This window comes from Bacillus sp. sid0103, assembly GCF_019219025.1.
Genome location: NZ_JAHUWN010000004.1, coordinates 60,629 through 84,394, shown reverse-complemented (window position 1 = coordinate 84,394; position 23,766 = coordinate 60,629). Strand labels below are relative to the sequence as shown.

Below are 23,766 nucleotides of genomic sequence, written 5' to 3'. Positions count from 1 at the left end.
GAATGTCAAACGTCATTGGTATTATCAATCTTAAAGGTGGAGTAGGAAAGACAACAATTACCGTTGGATTGGCTGAGTTTTTAGTGGTTGAAAAACAGTATAAAGTCTTAGTTATTGATTTGGACCCACAAACCAATTCTACCGTCTCCTTAATCGGAGAAGATGAATGGGCAATGAGGAATAGGACCAATCGAACTTTGTATCATTTATTCAAAGATCAAATAGATGATACATGTACTTTTGAATTGGAGAAATCAGTGCTCAAAAGATGCTCTAACCTATACGGAGGACTTTCTCAATTACACTTATTGCCGTCTAGCTTGGACTTTGTTCAAATTCAGGACCGACTAATTAATATTGGTCAAACCGCTTTAATTCGACCGATCGATGTTCTAAAACGGTCTATAAATGACTACATAAAAAATTATGATTTTGTTCTTATTGATTGCCCTCCGAATTTAGGCATTGTCACACAAAACGGATTAAACATATGTGATTATTACTTAATTCCTACCATTCCTGATCATCTATCGACCTACGGAATCCCGCAAATTATTTCCAGTGTAAATAGTTTTAATAGAAGAACGGAATCAGACGTGAAGGCACTTGGGATTATTGCTTCCATGTACCGTGCCAATGTTACTAGGCACCAAATAACTCTAAAGAAATTACAATCTAAAGCCACTGCAGGGGAGCTGCCTAGGCTTTTTGAAACCAAAATTCCACTTGCTTCAAAAGCGGCTGATGCCACCCACTTCGAAGCTGAAGGTGTAAATACTCTGAAACAAAAATACGGGTCATCAGGATCAAATTTATACGAAGCGTTTTCGCAATTAACGGAGGAGTTTTGTCGGTATGTTGGATTATAATGAGCCGAATATTCGGAAACAAATTGCAGCTATTTTAATAACAGTTGCCAAAAAGATCGAAGAGGATGAAGAATTTGCAAAAAGTATATTCGACTGTCTAGACGAGAGGGGAGAGGAAATAAAAAATATTAATAATAAGAAAAAGTCCACAAAAACCACTCCAACTTACGATATTAATATTTTTGAAATTTATCAGAAGGAAGGACCTCAAGGACTATTGTTATTTCTTGAATCACTAGATTTGCAAGGGCTAAAAAAAATAGTAGTACAAAATGGTCTAGATCCAGCACAAAAGGTAAGAAGATGGAGAGTAAAAGGAAAAATAATTAGTCATATAGTAGACACAGTAGGTAAACAAATGTCAAAAGGGGAGGCTTTTTTCAAATAGGATGGATTTTCGATAAGGACTAAGTTGATTTTTATAAACCCCTTATAGTTCCAAGAATAAGGGGTTTATCATAAATTCAAACCAATATTTTTCACATACGCTAGAAGTACATCTGTTAAAAAATAATAACGTTTTCAAAATAAAAAACGAATGAAATAAGAAAAATATTAAATAACGTTCGTGTTTAATGCGAAATTATCACTTGAACGAAGTGGAAATATGGGTTAATATAAGCGAAAGACAAACAATAAGGGGTTATGTGAAATGTTTGGTACTCAGACAAAGAAAGTGTTGTTACTCGGTTCTGGTGAGCTTGGTAAAGAGACGATTATCGAGGCTCAGCGGTTAGGAATTGAGACCATAGCTGTAGACAGATATGAAAACGCTCCGGCAATGCAGGTGGCCCATCGGTCCTATGTGGTGGACATGCTGGATGGAGAAGAACTTCGCAGAGTGATCGAACAAGAGAAGCCGGATTTGGTAGTTCCTGAAATTGAGGCAATCGCAACAGAAACCTTAATCGACCTTGAAAACGAAGGATTCCGTATTGTACCGACTGCTAAAGCCGTGAACTTGACCATGGATAGGGAAGGAATCCGACGCTTGGCAAGCGAAGAACTGGGGGTTCCTACTGCAAAATATGCTTTTGCGAACACATTAGAGGAATTAAGGGATGCTGTAGAGGAAATCGGGATTCCATGCGTGATTAAACCAATCATGAGTTCATCTGGTAAAGGGCAAACCGTTTGCCGTTCGATCGAGGATGTAGAATGGTCGTGGAACGAGGCTATTGTAGGTGGAAGAGGCAAAAAAACTCGGGTGATTGTCGAGGAATTTATCCATTTTGAATCGGAAATTACACTACTAACAGTCCGTTCCATTTCAGGAACAACCTACTGTGCTCCAATCGGACATGTTCAAAAAGATGGTGACTATATTGAATCCTGGCAGCCGCATGACATGTCAACGGAACAAATCGCAAAAGCGCAGGATATCGCCAAAAAAATCACTGATGCTCTTGGCGGGTACGGACTATTTGGAGTTGAATTATTTCTTTCTCCACAAGGTGTTTATTTTAGTGAAGTATCACCACGGCCTCATGATACGGGGATGGTGACAATGGTAACGCAGGACCTATCCGAATTTGCCTTACATGTAAGAGCAATTTTAGGCTACCCGATTCCATCTGTTCAGCTATTGAAACCTGGTGCAAGTCATACGATTAAAGCAACAAAGGAAAGTAATACCTACCGAATAGCTGGAATTTCTGAAAGCTTATCCATCCCAGATACACAGGTAAGGGTTTTTGGAAAACCGGAAACAAAAGTGGGACGACGTATGGCAGTAGTGTTAAGCAGCGGAGAATCAGTCGAAGAGGCAAGGCAGCGAGCCGCAATAGCAGCTAGCAAAATGATCGTTACTCACGACTAAGTACGATTTAAAATCGACAGCAAGAAAATACAACATGAAAAAGGGGACGGAAGGATGCAAACAAAAAATCGTTGGCTGATTGCTCTTTCAGCCGTTGGAATTCATATTTCAATTGGTTCAGTTTATGCCTGGAGTGTTTTTACAAAACCGCTGCAAGAACAGATGGGATGGGGATTGAAGCAAATTTCGTTTACGTTTAGCTTGGCGATTCTATTTTTAGGTTTATCAGCCGCTTTTTTAGGGCACTTTGTCGAGAAGTTTGGACCGAGAGCGGCTGGTACTCTTAGCGCTCTATTTTTTGGAGTGGGAATTGCTGGGGCAGGTTTAGCCATTCATTTAGAATCATTGCTATTACTCTATTTATTTTACGGAATGATTGCAGGAATTGGGTTGGGGGTTGGTTACATCACACCTGTTTCCACGCTGGTAAAGTGGTTCCCTGACAGGAGAGGTCTCGCAACTGGACTGGCCATCATGGGATTTGGTTTTGCTTCATTGATAAGCAGTCCGATTATGAATCATTTAATCGAAACATATGGCATGTCAAACACTTTCTATATTCTTGGTTCTGCCTACTTCATTATCATCTTTTGTTCTGCACAGTATCTTGCGCCGCCAAAAGAGGGATGGGTCCCTAAGGGCCAAGAAGCTGTAGCCAAAAAGTCTGGTACGATGAAATTGAAAGAGGACCTTCGTCAGTTGACAGCTAATGAGGCAGTTAGAACAAGACAGTTTTGGGCCCTTTGGGTGATGCTTTTTATTAATATTACCTGTGGAATCGCAATTCTATCTGTTGCCTCTCCAATGGCTCAAGAGTTAGCAGGGATGTCGGCTGCCGGAGCAGCGGCAATGGTTGGAATCATGGGGTTATTTAACGGATCAGGAAGGATTGCTTGGGCGACCATTTCCGATTACATCGGAAGGCCAAATGTTTACACACTATTTTTTGCTTTTCAGATCATTGCCTTTTTTATGCTGCCAAATATAACAGTTGGAATGCTATTTTCGATCCTTGTTTATATGATTATGACCTGTTATGGAGGAGGATTTGCCTCTATACCTGCCTTTATCGGCGATTTATTCGGAACAAAGCAGCTTGGGGCCATTCATGGCTACATTTTAACTGCATGGGCTGCAGCCGGTCTAGTGGGACCAATTTTTGTATCCTGGGTCAGGGAGACCACAGGAAGCTATCAGGGGACTTTAGTCATTTTTTCTGGGATATTTGTCATTGCTCTAGCCGTTTCAATCCTCATTCGTCTAGATATTAGAAAATTAAGGACGAAGAGCGAAAATCCTATCATCAAAAATGCAGGGAATTTTTAACGTTCCAATCGATTTTCCATGTTAATCACATAAAGCATGGCACATTAAACCAGGGACCACACCAAAATGGTGTGGTCCCTTCTTTTTCATTTGCAAGACATCTTTTTCAACTAAGTTTCACAATCGATAAGGATGCAGCATTTATACTTCTGTTCTGTAAAATAGGTAATAGGGTGTCTGTAGCAGCTCCTATATTCTTTAGCTCAATGGTGGCCTTTTTGGGAATATGGATAATTGCTTGTCCTACAAGCATTAGCGTAGCATTATTCACTTGCCTTGTTATCCCAAAGTTGGTTAGATGATTAGGAACCAAAGAATGATTCAAGAAAATACCATATACCGAAGTTGAAGCAGGACCATCGATTAGCAAAGTATATTCAATCTTATAGTCTCCCGATTTTAAAACTCTTAAAGTACCATCATGCCGGGAAAATCTTATATTTTTTAATGAGCCATGTTCGTTAAAGTGGATATTCTCATTTGGTTTTACTAGTATAGGCTCCGTACCTACCAGAGTCACATATCCATAGGCCGCTGAGGATTTCTTCCCATTTCGATCCGACACTGTTAAATCACCACCTTTTCAAAATACTAATATATGATATTGGAGAATGTAAGAAATGATTGTATGATAATGAAACTTGAGATTTCTTTATTCATTTGTGTTGGCCTCTACGTCCTTTTAGAACGTATCAAGTGAACGTGAATAGGATGTTTCAATTTTTCAGCCTTTTTTAATTCCCCACTGCATAATGCATATGCGGCTTTAGCTCTATAGATCAAGAGCTAAGGCCTTTTTTTCGTTTTTGACTATGACTAGTATACTTGTACATCCATTTTCCGATGATAAATAAATCTGTTAATTCATAGGCGGAAAATTTGAATGTTACTCAAATATAATTTATACTTTAATTAAGTAACATTGAAGGGGTAATGATTCGTTGGAAACAGTGGATGCACTTAGAGACTTAGAACAAATAAATATCATGAAAAATTACCTTAAAGAACATTCATATAGGGATTATTTATTGTTTGTTTTTGGAATAAATACAGGGCTTAAAATCTCTGAACTGTTATTGATTAAGGTAAAGGAACTTTTTAATAGCGATGGTGAAATGAAGGATTTTTATCAGTACTCTGAAATGGAGAGTGAAAGGAGGAAGTCCGTATATTTAAACAAAAAAGTGAAAGAAGCGGTAAAGTCTTACTTAGATCAGGTCAATATCGAACAACAAATTTTTTTATTCCAATCTCGTAAGTTTAAACAACCGATTACACGACAACAGGCCTATCGAATCATCCATGAAGCAGCTGTTAAGGTAGGCATTGAAGGGAAGATTGGGACAAATTCATTAGCGAAAACCTTCGGATTTCATGCGTTTAAACAAGGTGTCTCGATTGCACTCTTACAAAAACACTTTAACCATTCATCACCATCGGAGACACTAAAATTTTTAGGAATAACAAAAGAAGAATTGATTACCACTCAGATCGATGTAAATTTATGAGTTCATAAACTCCTTAGGAGGAATGTTCAGAGATAAATATGATAAGTAAACGGAAGAGAGGAAGTATATATGACTACAAACAAAATACATAAACCTATTAAACTTAAATTAATCCTGCGCGGATTAATGGTCATTATCGGGGGATTAATTGCTGCCTATGGACTAGAAACGGTTCTAATTCCAAACAACGTATCTGATGGAGGAGTGACGGGTCTTAGTATCGTTGGTTCAGAACTATTTGATATACCATTAGGTGTTTTAATTGCTATTATCAACATTCCCTTTATCTGGTTAGGATATAAACAAATTGGAAAAAGTTTCGCCTTATTTTCGATTATCGGGATCGCTTCACTAGCAGTTGGAACAAGTCTCTTGCATCATACCCCTGCGATTGTTGAGGGGGATACTTTGTTAGTTACCGTGGTTGGCGGTATTATCCTTGGATTTGGGATGGGGTTAGCCTTGCGTAATGGCGGTGCATTAGATGGAATTGATATGCTGGCCGTCCTCCTATCTCGAAAATTACCGTTTGGTACAAGTGATCTCATTCTTTTCTTAAACATATTTGTATTTATTTTCGTTGCCTTTGTATTTGGTTTACAAGGGGCGATTCTGTCGGCCATTGCTTACTTTATTGCTTCGAAAGTGATTCACATTGTGGAAGAAGGTTTAAGCGGCTCTAAAACCTTCAATATTATCACCACTCAGCCAGAAATAATGGTAGAGACCATCCGCAATCGTTTAGGTCGAAGTGCAACGTATAAAGAAGCTTATGGCGGCTTTTCCCATGAAAAATTTAAAGAAATCACCTGTGTCATTAACCGCTTAGAAGAAACAAAATTAAAAGAAATCATCAATGAACTGGATCCAAAATCCTTTGTTACCGTATATGACGTAGCAGAGGTGAAGGGCGGTAATTTCAGAAAGCATAACATTCATTAGATGAAATGATGAATGGGGTAAGTTTCACCCATTTTGAGCTTTCTTACAGGTGTTTTTAATGTGAAACAAATAGACAACCACCGTTTAATACAATCGTCTTGATCAACTAAAAGCCGTCAAATAGATAGGAAAACTAACTTCCATCTATTTGACGGCTTTTCTTTTTAACTATTTATTCGTAAGAAAATTGGTTATGCTTAAAATTTAAGGATATTTAAGGTAAGCGATGAAAAAAATGCATAAATAGTTCATTCATAACAAATTTAATAGAATTTGCAAAGTAAAATGGAATCCATCATTTTTTTTCTGTATTATTTAATAGGAGAGCAGTCATTGAGTGAAAAAATGCTCGGCCCTTCTTGAATTCAAGAGAATGTCCTTTTATAGCAATTATAAAAGAAAATAAACAAGAAAAGGTGATAACATGAGTGAATTATCCGAATTCGTATCCAAAAATCATACTAACAATGTCGAGGAATTAAAAGAATTGCTCCGGATTCCAAGCATCAGTTCCTTATCGGAGCATAAAGAGGACATCCAACAAGCAGCTTCATGGATTGCCAATAAATTAGAAAGCATTGGATTGGAACATGTGGAAATCGTTCAGACAAAAGGTCATCCGATTATCTATGCGGACTGGCTTCATCAGGAAAACGCCCCAACCGTCTTAGTGTACGGCCATTATGACGTACAACCCGTTGACCCCGTGCATTTATGGGAAACGCCTCCGTTTGAACCAACGATCCGTGATGAAAAGATCTTTGCCAGAGGGGCAACCGACGACAAAGGGCAGACGTTCTTACATATCAAAGCAGTGGAAACACTCTTGAAATTAGAAGGTAAATTACCAGTAAACGTTAAATTTTGCATCGAAGGAGAAGAAGAAATCGGAAGTCCTCATCTTCCGCCATACTTATCCGAGAATAAAGAAAAATTATCCTGTGATGTGGTCGTTATTTCCGATTCTGATATGTGGGACAGAGGCGTCCCTGCCATCACCTATTCTTTAAGAGGTCTTGGTGCACTGGAATTTTCCCTAAAAACCGCAAATTCGGATTTGCACTCGGGCATGTTCGGCGGGGGAGTTCAAAACGCCAACCATTTATTGGTCCAGCTGCTTTCCACTCTTCATGATGCAAACGGAAAAGTAAATGTGGACCATTTTTATGATGATGTCGTGGAATTAACAGAATTTGAAAAAGAACAAATAAAAGCATTGGGTTTTGATGAAGAAAAGCTAAAAAAATCATTAGGTTTAACAGATTTAACAGGAGGGGAAAACAATTTCCCATACCCTGAGAGAATCAGTTCACGGCCAACATTAGAAATAAACGGATTATGGGGAGGATTTCAGGGGGAAGGGACAAAAACGGTCATCCCAAACGAGGCACATGCCAAAATCACTTGCCGTCTCGTCCACAATCAAAACCCTGAAAAAATTCAGGAATTGATCAAAAAGCATCTAGAAGAACATGCGCCAAAAGGCTGTACCGTAAAAGTGTCTCTTCAAGATACGGGGAATCCATTTTTAACCCCAATAGACAGTCCGATGATTCAAAAGGCAGCCGAAGCGTATGAAACCGTTTATGGGAAATCGCCTGTTTACAAAAGAGAAGGTGGATCGATTCCGATTGTATCGGATTTCAATCAATCACTACATGCGCCTGTTGTCTTAATGGGATTCGGTTTGCCAGATGAAAATCTTCATGCTCCAAACGAACATTTTAACTTAGAAAACTTTGATAAAGGGATCTTAACCATTTGTTCCTTTTTAGAACTTCTTAAGAAATAATATAGTGCCGCTGTCACTACCTAAAAGGCTACAAAATTAGGATGGTGACCAGGCATTTATATTAAACCTTAGTTGAGCTGTTACTACAATAATAGAAAGAAAGCCGCCTAGACATGGCGGCTTTCCGTTTATTGTTGAACATTTTGCTGCTCCATTACCTTCTTGTGAGAAGGAAGGAGGAAAGTTGCGATAGGTTTGCAAACCCGATAAAAAACAAGAATAAATAAAAGGTGCATCCCATGGGCGAGTCCCTCTTGGATCATCGTAAGGACACTTGTAGCAGTCTTGAAATCGAGCAGCCTATATCATTATTCTTCTAGATAGTAATAGGAAATATAAGTTAAAATGTTAAAAAATAGCTGATAATGTATTAAGATAGTAATAAGGACTATTTTCACTAAAGTTAAGGAAGTGACAGCAATGATCCAAGCAAATCAGCTAGTCGATATTATGAAAATAGAAGATACCACACAAAGAAATCAGAGAATCCTTGATGAGGTACAACCATTAACGAGAAGAATTATGAACTCGTTTATTGCCAATTACAGTGAGCGTGATTCGTATTTACTTCAGTTAAAAATACATACATATGAACAAACGCTTAAAACAACCATTGCAGATTCAAAGAATCCTAAATATGCAGAAAAAAAACGGCACTACGGTAACAAGGGGTTTGTTGAATTAATAGATGAAAAATTATATGACAGTCCGTTGTTTATCATAAGACTGGAGTTTCATCTAGATTCACGTGAAATCAGATTGTTTATGAGTTCAGATTTCTATCCTTTTTGGGTTTTAACAAAGAGAACACAGGTACATGAACTTGAGAGAATGATAGAAGAATTACACACTGATATACAAATTTTCACAATCGAAGAGAAAAAGACCGTAATAGAGCAAAGTGAGTTTATCGATACTGTTTGGAAGTACATAAAAAATAAACGCAAGCCTACGTTTTATTTTGGAAAAGTTCTTCCTTTAGAGGGATTGGTGGAGGAACAGGTTATTATTGATCAGCTTTGGGATACGTATCAAAAATTAACTCCTGTCCGCAGCGTATTGGAAAAAGAAGCAGCTGAACATAGCCAAGGACTCTTGTTAATGAAGAAATTCCAAGATGATGTAACTCCTATTGAAGCCAATCTTTTTTCAAAAACTTATGAAGTAAAAATCGATGAAGAAGTGAAGAAAGTAAAAACGAATGAATATAAGCAAATGGTTTATATTTATGACCAAGATCAGTTAATAACAGACGGGCACATCGCCTATTTCACTAGGGATCCACATGAATCATTAGGAATCATTATTAATAACCGTGGATACATTTACCACCGAATTCGTAAGCTAGCTACTCAGGAAAACTATGATTGGTTTATTAAGAAAGCCTATTATCACCGTGGAAAATATAATGAAAATAATGAAAACCAAATATATCAAGAAAAAACTGTAGAAGAATTAAAAAATCATAACTTCACATTAAATGAGTCAAATGCTTATTATGTAGGAACTTATATTGGAAATAATGAGTTTTTTACGGAACCCATTTCAGTAATAAAAGAACGACTCATTACTGCAGCGGCTATATTTGCAGATGTTAGAGGCGACTTAACCTTTCCAAAGGGCGCTCAACCTCTAGTACTTACTGATGAAGATCCTGGAAGCGAAGATGGAGCTGAAGCCTACTCAAGCTCCTTTGATTTCACAATCATCATGGACCTAGTCGAACAAAGTGGATTCACATTCTCTCTTGATATCATAAGAGATTTTTATTTAAACCTTACAAGTCTTGATGATAAGCATTTTGTTATATTAAGTGGCATCTCCGGAATAGGAAAAACTCAGCTATGTCGTGTTTTCGCCAATGCCGTATACGGGCTAGATTATAGCGAGGATAACCCCTATTTAAAAATCATTCCGGTACGACCTGACTGGATGGATGCTACTTCACTATTTGGTTACTACAGTTCATTTGAAAAACGGTATATGAAAACTGAGTTTTTAGATATGTTGCTACAGGCTAATGAAGAAAAGGACAAGCCACATTTCATCGTCCTGGACGAAATGAACTTAGCACGTGTGGAGTATTATTTAAGTGATTATTTAAGTGCAGTTGAATCAAGAAAACCGATACAGTTACATACTATCGATGATCTTAAAGATGTTCCAAAAACAATCGAAATTCCACATAACTTCTATGTGATTGGCACAATCAATGTTGATGAAACGACTCACAGTATTTCAGATAAAGTTTTGGATCGTTCGTTTGTTATGACATTGTCAGATGTTGATTTTACAAATTTCTGGGATCGGTTAGATGAGAAATTCAAGAAAACGGTTCAGCTGGAATGGGACGTATTATTAACCATACATCGAATACTTGCTGGATACGACTTACACTTTGGGTATCGAACAATGAATGAAATGATTCGGAAACTTTATAAGAATAGTATGTTACCAGAACAGATAAGAATGGAACCGTCGTATGCTCTTGATCGTGTTGTGTCTGAGAAAGTAATCCCCAAAATTAGAGGTGATGAAAGAATTAAAGAATTGTTGGATGCTTTATCAAACCTATGCTTTCATCAATTTGGCGAGAACTCCCAATCTTTCAAACATGTTGAACGCATGAGAGAGGAATTAGAGCGATATGGCTCCACTCAATTCTGGCATTAAGATTACTGTTTGGGACGATTATCAAAAGAACTGGGTGCCTTTAAATAAGGTATATTTAGAGGAAGCAAGAAGTTACAGATGGAGATCTCGGTCAAGGCAGGCATTCCAATTTAGAATGCAGCATTTTTCATTACCTATGACCCAAACACACGAAGGCTGGGAGGGAGTGTTTGAAACTCCCTTTCAAAGTGGTATTGTCTCATTTATGACTACTTCTCAAGAAGGAGAAGATGTTATTGAGAACTATATTTATACCGACCATCGCAAACTAACCGACCAACAATTTAAAATACTATTAGCGGATTTACTTAAGGAAACAAGTATTTGTTTTCAACACTCAGGACTAGAATCGAATATAGCAGCGAACGGATTCACAAGAGAATACTCAATGCTGCAATGGATGTATATAGAATCAGAGATTTACAAATTAAGATATACATTTCAAAAGATCGAAGCCCATCCATTAAGAAATTTGCAAAAAGAAGAAGTATTAATGAAACGCGAACGGGTGAAGTCTGTCACTCCCAGAAACATTGCATGGATGGAGCGCTATGGGGAAGCCTTTGGAGCAACACCGACTAAGCTACCAAGTCACATCCAATCAACAAAAATGGAAGAAACCTTTGATGTGTACGAAAATCGAGTTATCCTTTTCCAACTAAAGGAACTTGAATCTTTTTTGAAAGCATACAGAACTGGACATGATATCGATATTCAAAAGAAGGCGGATCAATTTCTGGACTGGATAAGTCTTTGGAAAAAGAGCGAATTTCTTCAACAGATTAAATCTCATTCAGGGACAGTAAAAATCACTCAAGTATTTCGCAAGCACCCCGTATACCGCCTTTGGTATCAATGGTTTCATTCACTTTATCAATTTAAAACCATTTCCTTTGATTTACAACAAAAACTTGGCTTAAAAGATACTTATTTGTTGTATGAAATGTGGTGCTTCATGCAGATTATTAGGACCTTACGGGAATTAGGGTTGCTAGAGGATACAGCAGAGCTATTCACAAAAAAGGATGAGTATTATTTTTTACGATTAGCTGAGAACAAAGAAAGTATAGTTAGACTCAAAAACGGTGCAAAACTGATTTACCAAAAAATTATTCAATCTAATACACATCCATACTACTCGTACACCCAGAGAATGATCCCTGATATCGTCATAGAGTATCAAGATCATATGTATGTGATGGATCCGAAATATCGAATTCCTGCTAATCTGCCAATGGCTTTAGGGGAGATGCATAAATACCGGGATGGAATTTTAGTAAAAGAAAATGATTCAACTGTTGTTAAGGAAGTTTATATTTTGACTCCTACTGAATGTTATTTGACAAGTGATAAGAATTTTTATGACAATGGATTTCATAAGAGGTATAAAATGGGAGCGTATTGTTTTTCACCCGGTGAAAATTTAGAAAAATTCCAGAAATGGATTGAACAATTATTTAGCTAATAACTTAGTGTGATTTAAATTTTATTACATAGTGCCTGTCCCACTGTGTGGGACAGACTTCTTTTCTATTTGCATGTAAATAAATTAACCGAGTTTGCACTTTCACTCTACATATTTCAAATATTTAAATAAAAAAATTGTTAAGTTGAAAAGAAAGATCCCCTGAACAAAAGATAATATTCCCTTGACGTAGTTGTTTCCTTATGTTTCTCATTTGAAGTTTAATATACTTCATGAATAAGAATTGATGGAGAAGATAAAGTTGATTTGATAGGGAGTTTCAAAAGTTCAGCGACTGAAAATGCGTGAACAAGTTAAATAACAGAAAAAAGAGTGAATTTTATGGTAATATATACTTAGGGTAAAATTCCTAAATTTTTGGTTACTGCACTAAAGATTAAATAAAATAAATCATAAATAGAGTTATTAAAGTGGTAAAAATAATGAATTAGAAAAATCAAGATTATGTTTGTTTTATTATAAAACTAGTACCCTTGAATATAAAAAATAATTCAAAGGCGGGGAATTAATATGAAATTAGTCATGAGTAGAAAAGGGTTTGATTCCGGCAGCGGAGGATGTTTGTCTCCATATGATCACAATTCAGGCAAATACATTTGGTTTCCAATACCAGAAAAGGTAAATAGTTATTCAAATCAAATTCGATATACAGATATATCTGTAAAAGACGAATATATTGGTGGTCTTAGAGGTTCTAACCTAAGTGAAGTCTATAAAAGTATGAAAGGAACGGACCGTGTAAAATTACGGAAAAATGAGTACGCTTCCATTAACAATGATGAATTATTTGCGCATTTTGATCCAATGCTGGGCATACCTCCTTGGATTGTAGAAAATGATAAATGTAAAATCGGTATGGGGTTCGGCCAATTTAATGCTGCCCCTCATTTAGAGAATCACAACGTGAAGGAAGGATCTATCTTTTTATTTTTTGGTGGTTTTCAGTCAACATCAAATAGAAAAATATCGGGCCATTATATTTATGGATGGTTAAAAGTAAAGAAGAGAATAGAAACTTATCACGAATGTAAAGAGAACCTTGAACAATACAACCTACATCATCATCCTCACACCACAGAAGCCGCTTTTAAGAGAAACCAGAAAAACTATATTTTTTTACCCGACCAATGGTTATTTGAGGATTTAAATATCCCAGGTTACGGTTATTTTACCACACTAAATGATCATCTATTGCTCTCAAATAATAAAGAATCTAATAAAGCTACCTGGAAACTGCCAAACTTTTTTTATGAAAATCTTACCCAGGTCCACCAAAAGACATGGCAAAACACAAAGGACGGATTTTGTACAGTGAAAACAGGGATTGGGCAAGAGTTCGTTACACAACTGACAGACAAAGGAGAAGATTGGTTAAGGGAGCTATTCTTGATAAATCAAAATAATATCTACCATCATGAAACTCCTATAGCAAATACAAGTATTGAAAAGTTTGACTTTCAAGAATATCTAACACAAAAACACATACTCAAAAAGGGAGAAAAGAAGATAAAGGCTATATCAGTAAACCAATATATTAATCGACTAGAAAACATGCGCCGGCTTGGTATTTATAATGAAGAACCACAGATTGACTCTACGTTAGAAACAAAAATCAAAGGACAGTATAAGGATTGGAAAACATATGTGAAGACGATTGAACATTATTTATCCTTTAAAACTATTAATCGATGAAAAATATGAATAATGATAGGTAATGATGTGATTTCGTTTCAGGACATGAGGAAGGGAATCCAAAGTTTTCCAGCAATAGCAGGGTATTTTATGAGGGAAAGGTTATTACTGGATTGGTTAGTCCCGGACCACCGGTATGAATTGTTTACCGTAGAAATGAGAGAATGCTCGTGTAAGCGTTCCTATTTGCAGGGACGCTTTTTCATTTTTTAGGAAATTAAACTTGGTTTCCGGTACAGCTTTTTTACCACGGAGCAAAAAGTTCAACTAGTGTGGCATTTTTATAAGCTGTCAGACCAACTTATGCAGTTTTAAGAGTAGATAAAAATTAGTTACGGACATCTATTTTTTCCATAGCAGAAACGTACATCTGACGTGGGAACACTAAGGATTTCGTTCACAACTTGATGAGGGTAGATGAAGGAATGGAACGACTTTTTAAATGTAAAAAACTGACAAACAGCATGAGTAAAAAAAATCTATTCAACACCTCGTCTTTTCCTTTATGATAAGGAATATGCAAATAAAACAGAAAGGATGAAGAAAATGGTTCGGAAATGGTTTTCTTATCTCCTCATTGCTGGACTTGTGTTTTGTCTCATCCCACAAGTTCCCTATCAATCTCATATGGTAGCGGCGGAAACCACTCATCAAACGACCGTGCCAAATGGATACATTGGAATATATACGGCAAGCGAGTTAGATAGCATCAGAAACAATTTTAGTGCAAACTACATACTCATGAATGATATTGATGTAAGTGAGATCGAAAATTGGACACCTATTGGGTCAGAGGGGACTCCTTTTACAGGTAAATTCGATGGAAATGGTTATGGAATAAATAAGCTATCTGTTCAAATCTCTTCCGATCAACCAATCTATGCAGGATTTATTGGCTATGCGAAAAATGCAACGATCCAACATCTAACAATGAACAATGCGACCGTTAACGTTCAGAACTCCTCATTGGTTTCAAATACTTCTTTTGCATATGCAGGTGCCATTCTTGGTTATGGATACAATGTGAACCTCGTAGATAATGTAGTTTCCGGCAACATATCCGCAAACTCAAAGTTTACGGCGTATGCCGGCGGGCATGCCGGTTACCTAGATGCTTCATATAATGGGTCCTCTAGTGTTAGTAACAGTCGAAACACGGCAACGGTTCGTGCTAAAACTGCAGTAGGTGGCATTATTGGCCGAGCGTATCGAGCGACCCTTTCAAACGTCACCAACGAAGCAAATTTGATTGACAGTGAAAGTGACTATCTAGGTGGTGTGGTTGGGTACATTTATGGAAATACTTTGATACGCGATGCCCTAAATACTGGTAAAATTTCACCGAAATCAACTGGTGGTGGAATAGCGGGCTATGCTTCTACAGGCTCAATTGAAAACTCGAAAAATCAAGGAGAGATTGCTGGGAAAAGTAATTCCACAATTGGTGGAATTCTTGGTAGTGGCAACAATCTTGTAATCTCAAAAACCGAAAATAACGGTCTCGTTGTTAGTTCAGAAAGCTACAGCGATGGAGGTGGAATCGTTGGCTCACTAGGAAGCAATTCTACCATTCTCTCCTCATTTAACACAGCAGATGTTACTATGCGTTATGCAGCAGGTGGCATTGCATCTAGGGTATCAAGTTCGATTATTAGTCAAACATATAATACTGGACGAATCAATGGACAGTATGCTGGTGGGATTATCGCACGAAGTTCAAACGGCACGATTGAAGATAGTTTTAACCTTGGCGCCATTTCAGGGAGCTACGATTCTGGCGGGATCGTTGGTTACGGAACCGATGGCAGTATTGCTCGTACGTATAACATCGGTGTCACATCCCGAATTTCATCAACCCTTGGGAATATCGCAGGATCGTTTAATGGTCCCATTACCGATAGTTATTTTACTTATCTTTCTAATGAATGGAAGATGACTTCCTCTTCGCCTGTTTTAAAAACATACGCAGAGATGAAAGAATTATCAACCTACACCGGATTTGATTTTTCATCAATATGGACAATGGATAAAGATGCAAGTTTCAAGTTTCCTAGACTAGCAACTCTACCGATTCCGCCAATTGAAACGATTTTAAATGTTTCGATGGCTTCATTGCCATCAAAAAATGTGTATGCACTGAACGAAAAGCTTGACCTGACAAATGCAGTGCTGTCTGTTCGAACTACGTTTGGGAACGAATCAACCGTACCAATCACACTTGAAATGATCAGCGACTTTGATGCTGGCATGACAGGGGGGCAATCAGTCGTTGTCACATATAAAGGGTTCAGTACATCGTTTTGGGTCACAGTAAAAGATGTATTTGAGGTAACGTTTACTGATTATGATGGTCGTGTACTGAAAACGGAGAAAGTTTTAGATGGAGATAAAGCAACACCACCAGATCCGCCAACTCGAACCGGTTATACATTTACTGGGTGGAGTATGGACACAACAAGCGTGAAACAAAACCTGACAGTCGTCGCACAGTACCTAAAAAATGACCATACGGTTACCTACATGGATGGAACAAATGTGTTAGAAACCTTGACTTATCAGCGAAATTCGGTTGTTCCTCTTCCAAACGAGCCAGTAAAATCTGGGTATACATTTTTGTACTGGTGCAGTGATCCAAGTTTTACAACTTTTTATGACCCAAGCGTTCCGTTAACAGAAGACCGTTTGGTTTTTGCGAAATTTGCAAAAAACCCAGACAAACCAACTTCTGTAAAAGTAAAAGCAGCAGGCTATGATACGATTACACTTGAGTGGACAAAAGTTCCAGATGCTTCTTCTTACATTATCCAACAAGAATTCTCACCGGGTGAGTGGGGGAATATACTTGAAGTGCATAACGGACAGAATCAATATACCATCCAGTGGTTAGAAATCGGAAAAACATATCGTTTTAAAATCCAAAGTGTAAAATGGGTAGAAAGCCGAGTATTATTCAGTGAACCAACCGCTGCTATCTCTGCAACAACCGTTTTAACGAAGATCGCATCGGTGAAAGCGACCCCGATTTCCTATGATAAAGTGACGGTATCGTGGCAACCTTCAACTGAAGCAGAAATATATGAAATCTACCGCGCTGATTCTCAAAGCGGAACCTTTACATTAGTTGGTTCGGTTGCAAGTGATCGGAATTCCTTTACCGTTTTAAACGTTCCAACTGGTAAACAACAGTATTATAGTGTTCGTTCTGTGAGTTACCGAAATGGACGAAAAACGATCAGTGCTCCTTCAACTCCAGTGAGCGCTACTACATTACTAAGTCGAATCAGCACTATCAAAGCTTCTGCACCGAGTGCAATAAGTGCCAAAATTGAATGGGGAAAAGTGAGCGGTGCAACGAGTTATGAAGTAGTACGGTCGACTTCATCAACAGGCACATATTCGCTTGTTGCTTCTACGTCGAGTAATAGCTTAATTAATTCGAACCTACTAACGGGAAAAACGTACTACTATAAAGTACGTGCTTTCCGTATGGTGAGTGGAAAAAAAGTGTATAGTTCTTATTCAAACATCGTTAGTGTACGCCCCACTCTTGCCAAACCGTACAAACTAACGGTATCTAAAAAAAGCTCGACATCTAGTAAACTCACTTGGAGCAAGGTGTCTTATGCGCATGGATATGAAATCTATCGCTCAACGAGTTCTAAAGGAACATATACTCGTCTGAAAACAATCACAAGCGGAACAACTGTGAGTTACACTAACACAGGTCTACTTCGAAGAAAAACATACTACTACAAAGTACGTGCATACCGAGTGGTAAGCGGAAAGAAAGTGTATAGTTCGTTTACTTCAGTTGCTTATGTCAGACTATAAACCCTAAATAACAAAACAAAAACCACCTTAGATTTTGAAGTGACCCCATAAAGTTAGACAGGTTATTTCGTTAGGCAGCTTGTTGGGCATGAACTCGGTATTGCACCGGGCTCATGCCTTTTAATTTTGCCTTGATTCGTTTGTGATTATAGTATTCTATATATTTTTCTAGTTCTTGTTTAAAGTGTTCCACACTTTCAAATTCTTTTAGGTAAAGTAATTCCGATTTCATAATGCCAAAGAAATTTTCTATAACCGCGTTATCGTAACAGTTTCCTTTGCGGGACATGCTTTGTGTAATACCTCGTTTTCGGAGGGCATGACCTTCATCTGACTTCTCCATGGTTTCTAATACCATCCAAGATATTGATAATCACAACCGCAAATTAAAAAACACGCAAACGTCCCTGGAATTATCAAGGTTGTTGTTAGAAGCATACGAGCAGTATCAGGAGGCTACCATTGGGAATGCAGCAACCAAATACCTCCAAGCCCTAAATGAACATCGGGAAAAGCTAAAATTTAAAGAAGCGCAAGATAAAAAACTAATCACACAAAACAAAGACCTTATTAAGGTCAAAGACCGTCTGCAAGAATTAGGAGTAGCCCTAGTCACTAAAAAGAGTAAACTGGACTTATTAGAAACATCTACCACTCGGTCTTATCGAAATGAAAAACAAGCGAAGACAGAAGAAAAACAGAAGAAAGTAGAGGAACACACGAAGAAAGCAGAACTTGCAGAGTCACTTCAGAAAAAGGGATTCAGATTCAAAAAGGACATGGATGTTGCTGTAGAATTTGCGAGTAAGCTTGAAAAAGAGATAAAAAATATCTTGCTTGATTTAGAAGGTCTCGCTAGTGAAGTACAATTTCATGAGGGTGAAACCTATATGAAAATGGCGAGAGAAAATCTGCAAAATCCTAATCGAGATAAAAAGTACTTTGAAACCTGGTTATCTCGTCTAGATAGTCATATTGATAGTTTAGACGAGGTTATGGAAGCAATCAAAGAGGAAGAGCGTATTCACAAATTGCTATGGGAAAAGAAAAATGAAATAAAAGATGTGGACTCGAACTTGGAACAAGTTGAAAAATCGCTTGTCCTCTTAGAAAAAGAGTTTGAATCCATTAAAGCCAACTACAAAATAGCACTCCGAAATTGGGTTGTAGCGAACGAAGAAATGTCTATCCCACAATCAATGATTGGAGAGATTGTTGACATTGCTGAAAACCTTTATGATTTTTCGGATATGACACCTAAAGAAATAGAACAAATTCTTTACAAACAAAAAGAAGAATTACTGGAGCCATTGAAAGAAGAAGTTTTAAAGAACAATGTCCAAATCAGTCTCAAGAACGACCGAATTGAAGAATTAACGGATGAGCAAGAAAAATTGGAAAATGAAAAAGAGGTAGTGCCATTTTTCAGACGTACAGAAACCATCGAAAGTCGAAAGAAGCTAGTAAATCAAAACATCCCTTTTGTCCCATTTTATGAAGCGGTAGATTTTGTATCCGAGATACCTGATATGGTGAAAGAAAGAATTGAATCCGCCTTACTTGATATGGGTTTATTGGACGGCTTAATTGTGCCAAAAGGTTATTTATCAAGTGTTACAGAAAACGACTCAGTTATAGTAGCACAGGAGCTTCCAAGGGGTTCACGAACGTTGCATGAGGTACTGAAACCTGTGGCAGTGGAAAATGGTTCCTTAGGTGAAGAGGACATATCTGCCATTCTTTGTAGTGTCTCACTAGATACTATTACAGAAGGAACATATGTGACGGTTACTGGAGAATATCAACATGGTCTGGTAAAAGGACATGCTGTTCGCCAAGCACAATCCTCATTCATTGGGAAAGAAGCTAGAAGAAGGCACAGGGAACGAAAGATAGAAGAAATCAAGGGACAAATCCAAGACCTTCATCAAAAAATTGAAGAGTTAGATGGTAAGAATCATACATTGGAAGAAAGAAAGACACAACTGATTGAGGAATACGATAATCGACCTGAGTTTGATCGATTAGACGCAAACAGAAGCGAAAAGGAAAAGATACTCAACTTAAAAAATGAGTTAGTTGAAAAAAAGAGTAAACTCACCCTCGCACACGATGACCTTTCGGTAAGTTACCAAGAAGCTCGATTGACGAAAATCCAAGTGAGTGATTTCTTAGAAGGACCTGTCACTAAAGAAACGGTGGAAGAACTGTTAACACTATCTGAAAAAGATTACCAGTCATCGGTACAAATCTTGGAGCGATCCTTTAATAATTATCAAGTTCAAAAGAAGGACTACAATAACGCCAAAACAAATTTTGAAGAAAATGCTGAATATGTTTTAACACTCAAAGGGGAAATCAATGTCCTTCATGAAGAAATTCAGATATTAACGTAAAAATTGATAGATATTGAAGCGTTATTGAAAAGTTCAGGTGCCGAAGAGGAAGAGAAGGAAATTGAAAAACTTCGGACTGCTATCAAAGATTTAGAAAAAGAGGAAAAAGATAAAAATAAAGAAGAACCAATCCTTGAGCAAAAGAAAACAACTACCAAAGAACAGATTGAAAAAGCGGAAACAGAATTGATTTTCTTAAATAGACAGTTGGATATTCAGGAAGAGGTCTTTGGACTAGAATTGAAAAACAATCGTATCGAATGGGAAAAGAGTCTTGAAAAAGTGGCTCAAGAGTACCAGAAGGAATCGAATATTACGGAGGCGCAAAGAGAAATGGATCGCGCTGTATTGGATTTCAGGTCGAAAGATTTAGAAGGATACCTTCCATCCTCTCAAGAGATCGTATCCGGAACACGACTTATTACCGTTGGGGAGTTCCCGGATAAAGCCGACAGGATACACATAATTAACAATGCCCGAAAACGACTAAGGGTTACCTTGCTCGTGAATGGTTCCAAAAAGAATCCGAAAGAGTTTTATGACTACCTTCAAGACTTGGAAACACAACAGCGCTCCTTCTTGAAACAAGATGAAGAAACATTGATTAAGAAGGTTATGATTCAAGGACTCGGAGAAAAAATAAAAGACCTCATCGGTAAAGCGGTGGATTGGAAAAACGATATTAATACGTTCATGAAATCATTAAACAATTCCATTGAACTCAGATTACTATGGGAACCAATCGATAAAAACGATAGAAATGCTGAGGACCATCTGACGACTTCGCAATTGGTCAGTTTACTGGGGCGGGATTTTAGCACCTTACGAGATACCGATATAGAAGCATTGAGTAAACACTTTATGAGTAAAATCAACCTAGCGAAAGAACGGTTGGATAGGAAAAGCACGTCGAAGGAAGATACTGCCGAGAATTTAGAACAAGCACTAAAACAGGTATTGGATTACCGTGATTGGTACAAATTTAAAATCATGTATACTTTGGAAGGCAGTAAGGAAAAAGTGTTGGATGAAAAGAATCTCAACATCTTAAGTGGTGGAGAAAAAGCAATGGCAATTTACATCCCGCTATTTTCAGCCGCCTATTCCAAATACAATACGTCATCACCAGATGCGCCTTATATCATTGCGCTAGATGAAGCCTTTGCTGGTGTGGATGAAGAGAACATATCGGAAATGTTCAGCTTAATGGAACGTCTAGGATTTAACTATATCCTAACCTCGCAGGCACTATGGGCAGACTATCCGACGGTTTCAGGGATTAATATCTACGAATTAAGCTTTGACAAAGTAGAACAGTATGTTTTCTCTGAACCTTGGAGATGGGACGGCAAGAAGTTGGAGTTTAATGAGGAAGTATTGTTTGAAAAGGGGATTGAAGGGGATGAACAAGGAGATTTGCACGGAGACCCTGTTCAAGAATCACTATTTGATATCGCCTAAACATAAGGGGAGTTTCACATGGATTCCAAATTAAAACAAGAAGCTATTGAATACTTTGGGAAAAAGGCGTTACAACGCCTTTTCTCCCTTTTTAAAAATAAAATCGAATCACTAGGAAATGTAAGTGGTTCGGTTAAAATTAAACCAACGGAGGAAGAAAGAGCTGCCATTGAAGCATGGATGGGGACCAAAATCAAAGCGAGTCCTGTGACCATCAACTTAACAAAATTTGAAAGAAGATTAATTGGCTCTAAGTTTGAATCATTTAATCTTTTGGAAATAATAGAATGGGTTACAAAGGAACCGATTGCGCCAAAGAAAAATAGGCAGTTAGAGGAACAACAAAAGAAAGAAGCCTACTTCCAGTATCTTTTGGAAACCTATCCACATCCTAACGCAACGCTCGTGATTGAAAAAATACGAAACAAAGAAAAAGGCTCCGCATCTTTCGCAGCCTTGTACAACGAAGGGGACTTGTCATCCATTGAAGTTATCCTAAAAGCAATCTCCCATTTCCCGCAGGATGGTGATTTTGAACGGTTGCCGATTTTCTCGGAGCGAATCACAGGCAACCCTCATTATTTTGATAAAAACAAGCGAATCTATCAAGCTATCGAAATGATAATTAGCGAACAAGAAAACCGAGAATATCGCAGTAGTCTTACGGCGGAAGATGAAACGAATCTTTTAACACAAGTGTATCTGGACAAAGATGATTTGCATAGTTTCGTAACGGTTTATGGTTTAGAAGCCTATCGTGATGTAGATAAAGTACAACAATGGCATTGGGCAAATAGAGAAGGAACAGTTCAAAACATATCGTTAAGGTCGCTCCGAGATGTTGAAGTAGTAAAACCCGTAGCAGGGAACAAGGTGTTTATTCTTGAAAATAGCGGTGTGTATTCGAGCTTGCTTGATAAGTTAGAGGGTGTATACCCTGTTGTTTGTACACATGGCAATCTAAAGTTGTCAGGAAAGTTGTTACTGGACAAGCTCGTAAAGGGTGGAGCAACATTATATTATTCAGGTGATTTAGATGTAAAAGGAATTGTTATCGCAAAACACTTAAAAAACCTGTACAAAGAAAAAATCAAAATTTGGAGGATGGGGCTTGAAGAATACAGGACCAGCATTTCAAATGTCCCCATTTCCTCAATCGCATTGGAACGGTTAATTCAAAAAGGTTTTAACGAGTTTAATTCCGTAATTGAAGAAATGAAAAAAGTGAAAAAGGCAGGGTATCAGGAACCTTTGTTACAGCAATTTATAACGGATATTAAAGAACATGACAATGAATAAAAGGTCGCTTGTGAGGTATCTAAAGGGGTAAGTTCAAAATGAGAAAATGTTGCACTAGCAATTGAAATGGTAGTTTATTAGAAATTAAACACAATGAAGGACTTTCCTTGTCTAATTAATTCTGTGTAAAGCCCTACACAGCCCTTATTGAAAAAAAAGAAAATTTGGAACTCAACCTAACAAAAAGTGTAAACAATTTCCAAAACGCTTATAGCAGGAATATAAGAGAATTGAAACAACAGGAGGGGAAAAAGAGATAAATTTTGCCGTTACGGAGGTTTTAAATGAACTTTTGAAGATATTTAAAGATTTACAAGCAGATAAAACATCTTTTGAGGGAACTAGGTATTACGTATGAAGAAAAAGCGTTTTACGATATTCTTGTTAAGGTACGGGACGACCATGGTTTTCCTTATGCCAATGATAAGTGTCTTGTTCTTGCAAATAAAATCAAGATCTTGTTAAGGATAAAGCACAATTTGCGGATTGGTCTACGCGTGATGACATAAAAAGTCAAATGAATATGGACTTAACTGTTTTACTTTATAAAAATGGCTATCCTCCTGAATGGGACGAAGAAGTGTTTGAGAAGGTTATGGAACAGGCAGAAAATTTCAAGAATATGGAGTTATTGTGTAAGAAGTGTAAATAAGTCGAGGGGCAGAATCCCCT

15 protein-coding genes and 2 pseudogenes are annotated in these 23,766 nt (G+C 37.6%); 15 read left to right on the top strand and 2 right to left on the bottom strand.

Annotated features, from left to right (window positions below; translation table 11 throughout):
• Positions 1 to 2: 2 nt before the first annotated feature.
• From KW850_RS06040 to KW850_RS06025, 4 genes are all read left to right on the top strand, one after another.
• The gene (locus tag KW850_RS06040; protein WP_218346679.1) at positions 3 to 869 is read left to right on the top strand and encodes a ParA family protein; all 867 of its coding nucleotides are present in this window, start codon (positions 3 to 5) and stop codon (positions 867 to 869) included.
• Positions 856 to 1,257 carry a hypothetical protein gene (locus tag KW850_RS06035; protein WP_218346678.1) on the top strand — a complete coding sequence of 134 codons (402 nt, stop codon included), beginning with the start codon at positions 856 to 858 and terminating at the stop codon, positions 1,255 to 1,257. Before KW850_RS06040 ends, KW850_RS06035 begins: the two co-directional genes overlap by 14 nt.
• A gap of 264 nt (positions 1,258 to 1,521) precedes the next feature.
• Positions 1,522 to 2,688, top strand: coding sequence for a phosphoribosylglycinamide formyltransferase 2 (purT, locus tag KW850_RS06030; protein WP_218346677.1), 1,167 nt, complete (start codon positions 1,522 to 1,524; stop codon positions 2,686 to 2,688).
• Positions 2,689 to 2,742: 54 nt separating this feature from the next.
• Positions 2,743 to 4,014 (top strand): L-lactate MFS transporter, encoded by a 1,272-nt coding sequence (locus KW850_RS06025; protein WP_218346676.1) that lies wholly within the window; start codon positions 2,743 to 2,745, stop codon positions 4,012 to 4,014.
• Positions 4,015 to 4,120: 106 nt separating this feature from the next.
• Here the strand turns inward: KW850_RS06025 and KW850_RS06020 are convergent, their stop codons facing one another.
• Positions 4,121 to 4,579 carry a hypothetical protein gene (locus tag KW850_RS06020; protein WP_218346675.1) on the bottom strand — a complete coding sequence of 153 codons (459 nt, stop codon included), beginning with the start codon at positions 4,577 to 4,579 and terminating at the stop codon, positions 4,121 to 4,123.
• Positions 4,580 to 4,955: 376 nt separating this feature from the next.
• Here KW850_RS06020 and KW850_RS06015 point away from each other — a divergent pair, with 376 nt between their 5' ends.
• From KW850_RS06015 to KW850_RS05985, 7 genes are all read left to right on the top strand, one after another.
• Positions 4,956 to 5,522, top strand: a complete 567-nt coding sequence (locus KW850_RS06015; RefSeq protein ID WP_218346674.1) for a tyrosine-type recombinase/integrase — start codon at positions 4,956 to 4,958, stop codon at positions 5,520 to 5,522.
• Positions 5,523 to 5,591: 69 nt separating this feature from the next.
• Positions 5,592 to 6,464, top strand: coding sequence for a YitT family protein (locus KW850_RS06010; RefSeq protein WP_218346673.1), 873 nt, complete (start codon positions 5,592 to 5,594; stop codon positions 6,462 to 6,464).
• 424 nt (positions 6,465 to 6,888) lie between these two features.
• Entirely contained in the window at positions 6,889 to 8,256 is a 1,368-nt protein-coding gene (locus tag KW850_RS06005; RefSeq protein WP_218346672.1) for a dipeptidase, read from the top strand.
• A 420-nt stretch (positions 8,257 to 8,676) separates the two neighbouring features.
• The gene (locus KW850_RS06000; RefSeq protein ID WP_218346671.1) at positions 8,677 to 10,929 is read left to right on the top strand and encodes an McrB family protein; all 2,253 of its coding nucleotides are present in this window, start codon (positions 8,677 to 8,679) and stop codon (positions 10,927 to 10,929) included.
• Positions 10,904 to 12,394: a DUF2357 domain-containing protein gene (locus tag KW850_RS05995; RefSeq protein WP_218346670.1), complete on the top strand. Its 1,491-nt coding sequence runs from the start codon at positions 10,904 to 10,906 to the stop codon at positions 12,392 to 12,394. The genes KW850_RS06000 and KW850_RS05995 overlap by 26 nt, the downstream gene beginning before the upstream one ends.
• A gap of 531 nt (positions 12,395 to 12,925) precedes the next feature.
• Positions 12,926 to 14,107, top strand: a complete 1,182-nt coding sequence (locus KW850_RS05990; RefSeq protein ID WP_218346669.1) for an Nmad3 family putative nucleotide modification protein — start codon at positions 12,926 to 12,928, stop codon at positions 14,105 to 14,107.
• Between the two features lie 546 nt (positions 14,108 to 14,653).
• Positions 14,654 to 17,938: an InlB B-repeat-containing protein gene (locus KW850_RS05985; RefSeq protein WP_218346668.1), complete on the top strand. Its 3,285-nt coding sequence runs from the start codon at positions 14,654 to 14,656 to the stop codon at positions 17,936 to 17,938.
• 70 nt (positions 17,939 to 18,008) lie between these two features.
• Here the strand turns inward: KW850_RS05985 and KW850_RS05980 are convergent.
• Positions 18,009 to 18,254 (bottom strand): annotated as a pseudogene (locus KW850_RS05980) (IS3 family transposase); the annotation flags it as partial.
• 106 nt (positions 18,255 to 18,360) lie between these two features.
• On the opposite strand from KW850_RS05980, the gene KW850_RS05975 reads away from it, so the two are divergent.
• The 4 genes and pseudogenes from KW850_RS05975 to KW850_RS34570 form a co-directional block, all read left to right on the top strand.
• Entirely contained in the window at positions 18,361 to 20,334 is a 1,974-nt protein-coding gene (locus KW850_RS05975) for a coiled-coil domain-containing protein (protein WP_218346667.1), read from the top strand.
• A gap of 3 nt (positions 20,335 to 20,337) precedes the next feature.
• Complete coding sequence (locus KW850_RS05970; protein WP_218346666.1) at positions 20,338 to 21,795, top strand: SbcC/MukB-like Walker B domain-containing protein; 1,458 nt, start codon at positions 20,338 to 20,340, stop codon at positions 21,793 to 21,795.
• Positions 21,796 to 21,813: 18 nt separating this feature from the next.
• Positions 21,814 to 23,094: a TIGR02679 domain-containing protein gene (locus KW850_RS05965; protein WP_218346665.1), complete on the top strand. Its 1,281-nt coding sequence runs from the start codon at positions 21,814 to 21,816 to the stop codon at positions 23,092 to 23,094.
• A gap of 469 nt (positions 23,095 to 23,563) precedes the next feature.
• Positions 23,564 to 23,746 (top strand): annotated as a pseudogene (locus tag KW850_RS34570) (type I restriction enzyme endonuclease domain-containing protein); the annotation flags it as partial.
• Positions 23,747 to 23,766: the final 20 nt, after the last annotated feature.

Bases quoted from the DNA above. Each gene is read 5' to 3' on its own strand.
- KW850_RS05985 (WP_218346668.1), top strand. From the start codon at position 14,654: ATGGTTCGGAAATGGTTTTCTTATCTCCTCATTGCTGGACTTGTGTTT.
- KW850_RS06040 (WP_218346679.1), top strand. From the start codon at position 3: ATGTCAAACGTCATTGGTATTATCAATCTTAAAGGTGGAGTAGGAAAG.
- KW850_RS05990 (WP_218346669.1), top strand. From the start codon at position 12,926: ATGAAATTAGTCATGAGTAGAAAAGGGTTTGATTCCGGCAGCGGAGGA.
- KW850_RS06010 (WP_218346673.1), top strand. From the start codon at position 5,592: ATGACTACAAACAAAATACATAAACCTATTAAACTTAAATTAATCCTG.
- KW850_RS05965 (WP_218346665.1), top strand. From the start codon at position 21,814: ATGGATTCCAAATTAAAACAAGAAGCTATTGAATACTTTGGGAAAAAG.
- purT (WP_218346677.1), top strand. From the start codon at position 1,522: ATGTTTGGTACTCAGACAAAGAAAGTGTTGTTACTCGGTTCTGGTGAG.
- KW850_RS05995 (WP_218346670.1), top strand. From the start codon at position 10,904: ATGGCTCCACTCAATTCTGGCATTAAGATTACTGTTTGGGACGATTAT.
- KW850_RS06005 (WP_218346672.1), top strand. From the start codon at position 6,889: ATGAGTGAATTATCCGAATTCGTATCCAAAAATCATACTAACAATGTC.
- KW850_RS06035 (WP_218346678.1), top strand. From the start codon at position 856: ATGTTGGATTATAATGAGCCGAATATTCGGAAACAAATTGCAGCTATT.
- KW850_RS06000 (WP_218346671.1), top strand. From the start codon at position 8,677: ATGATCCAAGCAAATCAGCTAGTCGATATTATGAAAATAGAAGATACC.
- KW850_RS06025 (WP_218346676.1), top strand. From the start codon at position 2,743: ATGCAAACAAAAAATCGTTGGCTGATTGCTCTTTCAGCCGTTGGAATT.